Genomic DNA, 7,210 nt, shown 5'->3' on the forward strand with positions numbered 1-7,210 from the left:
GCTGCTGCTCATGACCGCCCAGGATGTGCAGGCCATCGCCTATGGCGAGCAGAAGCCCTTCAAGGAATAGGACCTGCGCCGGCAGCCGATACTCACGGCTACATCCAGCCAAGGGCTTCTACGGCCCACTGGGGATGAAGAAGAAGGTCTTGGACTGGCAGTAGCCCCGCACTAGCCATCTCATGCCTTCAGGACGGTCGACCCGAGGCGTGCTCGGCTGCACCAAGCTAGTACCGAGCATCATCGCCAGCATTGGATATGCCGGCGCATCCTGCTTCCTCTCGTTTCCTTTGCACGCCATCGGCACAGGCACCAACAGGCTTGCCGAGATGTTCATGGCTCCTGAGCTATCGGCTGGCGTTCGCCATCCAGCCATCAGTAGGTGGACATCTACAGGGGACAGACCGTGCACCGCCCATTGGATCTGCACCCCGAGCGTGCCGTGCGCCGTGATGGCGACCTCTACGCGATTGTCGACATCGGCTCGAACTCGGTCCGTCTCGTCGTCTATGACAAACTGGCGCGTGCACCTCTACCCCGCTTCAACGAGAAGTCGCTCTGCCGGCTGGGTGCTGGTCTCGAGGAGACAGGAGAACTGGCGGCCGAAAGCTTCCAGCGCACGGTGGAGGCAGCCCGTCGCTTTCGGGCGATTGCCGATGCCATGGGCGTGGCAAGGATCGATGTCTTGGCCACGGAGGCGGTAAGGCGCGCCTCGAACGGCAGCGCCTTGGTCACAGCTATTGCGGCCGAGGTCGGCCTCGACGTCCGTATCCTGACCGGTGCCGAGGAGGCTTACTTCGCTTCCATGGGCGTGATCTCCGGCTTCTACCGGCCGATGGGCATGGTCAGTGACATGGGCGGTGGTAGTCTGGAGGTAGCAGAGGTTCTCGATGACCAGGTGGGCGAGCGGTCGGTGAGCCTGCCTTTGGGTGCGCTCCCGGTGCAGGAGATGCTGGCGGTCCACGGTGCGGCGGATGCGAAGGAGCGGATCGACGCGCTCCTGAAGGAGAAGCTGGTGGCGAGCATGCCCGAGCCGGTGCTGTATGCCATTGGTGGCGGCTGGCGTGCCTTGGCCAGGGTACATATGGCAGCAACCGTGGCCCCGGTGCGGGTTGCACATGGCTACACGGTGGAGGCTCGCGACCTGCGGACCTTTGCCAAGAAGCTTTGGCGACTGCCAAAGGCGAAGCTTGCCACGCTTCCAGGGGTGCCGACACGGCGGGTCTCGACCATTGCAGCTGCCGCTTTGGTTCTGGATCGCCTGATCAAGCGCCTGGCATCGGAGCGGATTGTCTTCTCTGCGCTGGGTGTCCGCGAGGGGTGGCTCTACCAGCAGCTTACCGAGCAGGAGCGGTATCTCGATCCTCTTCTCGAAGGTGCCCAGGCTTTTGGCCTGCCACAGGCGCGGGTCCCCGAGTTCGCGCCGGCACTTGCTCGCTGGACCGACGGTCTTTTCCCTGGGGAAACCCATGCCGACCGGCGGCTGCGCGTGGCAGCTTGCGCCTTGTCCGACATCGGCTGGCGCATTCACCCGGACTTCAGGTCGATCGACTGCTTCGAGCGCTTGGTTCAGTTCCCGTTCGTGGGCCTGGATCACATGGAGCGGGTCTTCCTCGCCGCCACGATCCATGCTCGCCATGCCGGCAGCCATCTCGACGACCCGCGGTTGAAGCCGGCCATCGACCTCCTGCCGGCGAGTTCTCGCCGACGCGCACAGATCCTCGGCAGAGCAATGCTCGTCGGGTATCGCCTTTCTGGCTGCGTGCCAGAGATCCTGGAACGCGCGAGGCTGCGCATCGAACCCGATCAGGTGCGCCTTGGGGTGAGCAAGCGAGCGCGCGGGCCGGACAGCGAAGTGGTCGGCGATCGACTGAAGCTCCTGGCACAGGCGGTCGGTGTTCGGCGCTTCGAGATCGTCGAGTGTCCTTGAGTGCCGAGTCCTCGCCTGCTCCTCTCCGAGGCCGTTGCCATTCTGCTCGAACAGGCTAGGCGAGGGACAGGATCACCGGATAGTCGGATGGTGCGAGTGATTTGCGGCCTGCTTGCGTATGGAGTGGCAAGCAACGCCGATGAACCTCGGCAAATAGCGGTGGATTGCTCTTGAGTAGCTGTGGTCGTAGTCGGGTGTTGGGCAGGGAAAGCCCGCCTGAGCGGGTTTGCTCCTGATGATGGGAGGATGATGGGCAGGCGTAGGTCCGCGCTCCATGCCAGACTGAAAGAGGAGCCCCTCGACGCGCGGGCGCTGGCGTATGCGCGCAGCATCGCTGCGCATTGGCGCGCTGCGGAGTTGGCGGTCGACTTGATGGAGCATCGTTCGCCGGGCGGGCAGTTAAATAGCTACGTGCTGACCGCTCGGCACCCGACGCGGGCGCTACGCTGCGAATGCAGAAGCTGGCGCCTCCTGGACCGATCCACTCCACGCGGCGCTACGCTCGTGTGGTCCATCGACGTCTTCACCTGGGATGCGGGCACAGTAGGCGAGAACGAGACGCTACAGCACGCAGGCGTGGCAGTGGCAAGGTCCCACGATCTGGCTTGGCGCCAAGTGCTGGAATGCCTCGACGGCGGACCAGAGCTGCCCGCAGACCTCAACACAGCCATCGACCAAGTAGCACCAAAGCCGACAGCCCGAAGAGATTGGCGCTGCCCTGCCGCAGTCTTGGCGAGTGCACTGGCGCTCGGGACAGTCACCTACGGTGTCTGGCGCACTGAGCCAACGAAGTTGGCCAGGGTTGACACAGTGACGCTGTCGCCCCTGCCAGTCCAGGTCGACCCTGGTCGCAGCCAGAGCCTGCCAAGCGCACGCGACGATCCCGGCCCGACCGTCAGCACTTCGGACATCGCTCAGGAGCTGGCGGTGGATGGGCCCGGAACGGCCGCCTTCGCTTGGCAGCTCGTGGCGGACCGGTTCCCGGCCGAGCGTGGGACCTACCGGGGCGACCTCGATGTCATGCTGAAGAAGGGTGCGGTCCGCGTGTTGACTGCCTACAGCAAGACCGACTTCTTTGTGGACAAGGGCAGGAGCGGCGGCGTCACCCACGACTACATGCAGGCCTTCGAGACCTATCTGCAAAAGCTGCAGGACCCCAAGCAGCCACGGCCGATCGTCTACTTCGTCCCGGTGAGCCGTGACCGCCTGATCCCAGCCCTGCTGGCAGGCGAGGGCGACCTCATTGCCGCTAATCTCACGGTGACGCCTGAGCGCAGGCAACTGGTCGACTTCTCGGAACCCTACCTCGACAACGTGAAGGAGGTGGTGGTGATGGGACCAGCCTCGCCGGAACTCGCCACTGTCGAGGACTTGGCCGGCAAGGAGGTCTGGGTACGCCACTCGAGCAGCTATTGGGAAAGCCTCAACATGCTCGACCGCCGCTTCGTGGCTGGCGGACGTCCTTCGATGCGACTGATCGAGGCCAACGAATACCTCGAGGACGAGGACCTGCTCGACATGCTCAATGCCGGCCTGATCCCACTCATGGTGGTCGATGATCACAAGGCCCGTGTGTGGGCAAAGATGCTGCCGAACATCACCGTCCGTGAGAATATCCTCTTGCGGGAGAAAGGTCAGATCGCTTTTGCGATCCGCAAGCAGAGCCCCAAGCTGAAGACTGCGCTCAACGCCTTTATCGAGAAGAACGAGAAAGGGACGACATTCGGCAACATTGTTTTCAACCGCTATCTTGCCGACGCCGATTTCGTGAAGAACTCTTCCAGTGAAGAGGAGCGACGCAAGTTCGAGAAGGTGCTCGACCTGTTCCGCCGCTTCGGCAACCGCTATGGCTTCGATCCCCTGATGCTGGCAGCTCAGGGTTATCAGGAGTCGCAGCTTGACAATTCAGCACGGAGTGAGGCTGGAGCCGTTGGTATCATGCAGATACTTCCGACCACCGCCAGGGATCCGAACGTCGACATCACTGATATCGAGGTTCTGGAGAACAATATTCATGCTGCGGCCAAATACCTGCGCTTTGTGATGGATACCTTCTTCCCGGACACGAAGATGGACTCGTTCAACCGGACCATGTTCGCCTTTGCATCCTACAATGCCGGGCCGGCAAGGATCGCCAAACTGCGGCGGCAAGCGGCCGGTCGCGGCCTCGACCCTGACCAATGGTTTGGCCAGGTGGAGCGGGTGGTGGCGGAGAAGATCGGACGTGAGACGGTGCAGTACATCAGCAACATACTCAAGTATTACGTCGTGTACCGCCGCATCGCAGAGCTGCAGGCGCGCAAGGAGAGAGCGCTGGAGGCAGCGCTTGTAAGGCCGTTCTGACTTAGACAGAAAGCAGGTGCCGCGAGATCAAGAACATTGCCTGCACAATTATCTATAGCTTCCTCGTTGACGTCCTTGTGCGATTTCAGGTCTAGGGCCTGAGTACCGTGCCGATGGTGGACGAGTTACATCCGGCCACGACCGCACTCGACGCCAACGTACCATATCGGCGTCATGAGCCCGAGCCGATCACCAGGGTGCTGGTCTTCTCCAGCTTGTGTGCAGGGCATCAGCCACCAGGCGTTCGTTCCCAACGACCCAGTTGCGATCGTGGGAAGGAGGGGTAGGTGGATCGGCATCGCCAACTTCCGGCAAACAGGATCGTTAAATGAACGACGGCCGGTATGATCAGCGACAGGTGCACCGGGACAACAGGGATCGGGATCACTCGTCCCGGCCGTGTACCTGCGCTGGCGGCGATGTCGCCTCAACGGCGGTGAAACTCTCCACAATACGATTCCAGATTCAGGCGTATGAACCTCCCTCGGAGGTCAGGCTGCTGAGCGATGCGATGTACACCAAGACACTTCAAGCTTCATCCCGGCTAGGGCTCCGCTTCACACCAGAGCAGGTCGCGAACGGCTACAAGCGGCATCTTGAGGAGTTGCGGCTGCAATTGCTGGACCAGGGATACCTCATCATCGAGGGCCAGCAGGAAACGCGGGTAGGTTACCTCTGCCCGCAGCCAGTAGATAGCGGATGTCCGTCCCGACCTGTGGAACAAACCGCGAGCGAGATCGCCGATGGCGATGGTCCCACCTTATCCACAATAGAATGATCACCAAGCCTGCCGGCGCGGCGGCCTTGCATCGGGCAAACAGTACTGGACCGACGGCGAGGGTGGTCCGTTAGCCGTGGCGGATCTTGAAGTACAGGATCGTGCTGGCGAGCATCAGGGTGACAGAGTTCGCAGCGGCCAGCGGCCAGTCGCTGGTCAGAATGCCGTAGGTCAGCCAAAGCGTGATGCCGGTAACGAGCACGACGAACATCTTGAGCGAGATGTCGTGGGTCGAACGGGTCCGCCAGACGCGCAGCACCTGGGGGACATAGGCACTGGTTGTACATAGGGCGGCAGCATAGCCGACAAGGTCCAGAAGTTGCACAGGAGTCCTCGAGCTGGGGGTGCCGAGGAACGGCCCGGCAGCAGAACAGTTCCAATGCCCACATGCTCAGCTGATGATGGCCATCATGCAGGGGCCCAAAGCATCTAGCCAAGCTGTGTTGCCTGCTCGGTACCTTAAAGCGCCTCGCTGGAGCTTTTGGGGACACTCCGGAACTTGCTGACGAGCTTCTCGCTCTTGTGCTGGGCGGAACCAAGCGTGCAACCTGCTCTTCGCTCGCGTGGTGCCAGGCCAACATCATGCCGACGGTCGGCGAGATCAGCGTGGTGATCGACGGGCGCGGGCGACCTGCTTGCGCGATCGTGACCACGTCGGTTGAGGTCAAGCGTTTTGGAGAGGTAGATGCCGCCTTCGCGTTGAAAGAAGGCGAGGGGGACAGATCGCTGGAATGGTGGCGTGCCGCCCACGAAGCATACTTTAGACGAATGGGCTGCTTTGCACCTGAGATGCTGGTGGTCTGCGAGTGCTTTGAAGTTCTTGAGGTTCTCTGAACCCTGTCGACCCACGTAAAGCTTGGTGTCGACGTCGGCTACGGCCGAGGCTGCCGATGCGACGGCCGCAAGAACTAAGAAAACGACGAGCACACCGAGCTAATGGTGCGACGCAAACAAACAGTACCCATGACGGCACGTCCTGCACGGCGTCGGTTCAAGCCTTGCCGTGTTCCAGGTGCAGCACGGCGAGCGGGATCAAGCGGCCCGATGGTGAACCCGATCGCAGTCGTGGTGATCGGCCTGGACCGTAGCGCGCCACCGCGACCGTGGCCCGAGAGCCATGTCGCCGGCAACCCGACTGACCTGCACGAGCGATTGGCGGCTACGGTGAGGCCAAGACGTCCTCCGATCAGGCGACGGTCGCGGCAAGGCCATGGCTACTACGTTGCCGCGGGCAGCAGTCCTGCCTTGGCAGCACCCTCCCGGATCGCGGTCAGCGCCGCCGGCGCGGTCACCGGGTAATCGCGGATGTAGCCCTCGACCGTGAAGCCTGGAAACTCGCTCCGGATGCGCTTGACGGCCGCACGGGCTTCCTCGATGTGTCCGAGCTGGGCTTGCGCCATCGCCCAATACATCAGCATCTCGCCACCCTCCAACGGTGCGAGCCGCAAGGTCGTGATCGCCTCCGCGTACTCGCCAGCGACGTACTGCGCGACCGCGAGCGCAGGGGCGTACACCGCCGGCGACGCCGGGTCCAAGGCCATCGCGCGTCGCGCGTGCTGCACGGCCTCGTCCGCCCGTCCGACGATGAGCGGCATGCTCCATGCCACGGCCATCAGCGTGTCGGCGTCGTTCGGGGCCAGCGTCACTGCCCGGTCGAACGCCACCTCAGCGCCCTTCGGATCGCCCTCGAGCCCGCGCACACTTCCGAGCATGGCCTGGGTGAAAGAGTCGAAGGGGTCAAGCTCTGCAGCCTTCTTCGTGTTCTCGACGAAGAGCCGATTGGCGGCGGACGGATCGTTGGCGAAGCCGCTCCCGACCGAGAGGGTGTAGGCCAGCCCGAGCATGGTCCAGTCCCGTGCGAAGCCGGGGTCGAGCTCGACGGCACGGGAGAACAACCGGATCGCCTCCGCCATGCTCTCCTTGGTGAATTGATGTTTCTGCTCCAGGCCGAGCAGGTAGAGGTCGTAGGCCTCCAGGCTCACCGGCGGTCGCCGCCTGGCCTCTTCCCGCCGTGCCTTGTTGAGCCGGCCGTACCAGCCGCCGAGCTCGCTTGCGACGTTCTGAGCGACCTCGTCCTGGATCGCGAACAGGTCCACCTCCGGCCGGTCGTAGCGCTCCGCCCACAAGTGGTCGCCGGTGGACGCGTCGACGAGCTGCGC

At 62.9% G+C, this 7,210-nt stretch carries 5 protein-coding genes and 1 pseudogene; 3 read left to right on the plus strand and 3 right to left on the minus strand.

Annotated features, from left to right (window positions below; all coding sequences use genetic code 11):
- The first annotated feature begins 406 nt into the window (after window positions 1–406).
- Both VHL31_RS11370 and VHL31_RS11375 read left to right on the plus strand, forming a co-directional pair.
- Window positions 407–1,930 carry a Ppx/GppA phosphatase family protein gene (locus VHL31_RS11370; protein ID WP_329661329.1) on the plus strand — a complete coding sequence of 508 codons (1,524 nt, stop codon included), beginning with the start codon at window positions 407–409 and terminating at the stop codon, window positions 1,928–1,930.
- Between the two features lie 357 nt (window positions 1,931–2,287).
- The gene (locus tag VHL31_RS11375; RefSeq protein WP_329661330.1) at window positions 2,288–4,273 is read left to right on the plus strand and encodes a lytic transglycosylase F; all 1,986 of its coding nucleotides are present in this window, start codon (window positions 2,288–2,290) and stop codon (window positions 4,271–4,273) included.
- A gap of 384 nt (window positions 4,274–4,657) precedes the next feature.
- Here VHL31_RS11375 and VHL31_RS26650 read toward each other — a convergent pair.
- Together VHL31_RS26650 and VHL31_RS11385 are read right to left on the minus strand one after the other, a co-directional pair.
- Window positions 4,658–4,729: pseudogene (locus tag VHL31_RS26650) on the minus strand (cupin domain-containing protein); the annotation flags it as partial.
- Between the two features lie 392 nt (window positions 4,730–5,121).
- Window positions 5,122–5,376, minus strand: coding sequence for a SemiSWEET transporter (locus VHL31_RS11385; RefSeq protein WP_329661332.1), 255 nt, complete (start codon window positions 5,374–5,376; stop codon window positions 5,122–5,124).
- A gap of 197 nt (window positions 5,377–5,573) precedes the next feature.
- On the opposite strand from VHL31_RS11385, the gene VHL31_RS11390 reads away from it, so the two are divergent.
- Entirely contained in the window at window positions 5,574–5,885 is a 312-nt protein-coding gene (locus VHL31_RS11390; RefSeq protein WP_414653704.1) for an ASCH domain-containing protein, read from the plus strand.
- 383 nt (window positions 5,886–6,268) lie between these two features.
- On the opposite strand, the gene VHL31_RS11395 is transcribed toward VHL31_RS11390, so the two are convergent.
- A partial coding sequence (locus VHL31_RS11395; RefSeq protein WP_329661333.1) for a tetratricopeptide repeat protein occupies window positions 6,269–7,210 on the minus strand: 942 nt, incomplete at its 5' end.

The organism is Geminicoccus sp., assembly GCF_036263595.1.
Taxonomy (GTDB): domain Bacteria; phylum Pseudomonadota; class Alphaproteobacteria; order Geminicoccales; family Geminicoccaceae; genus Geminicoccus.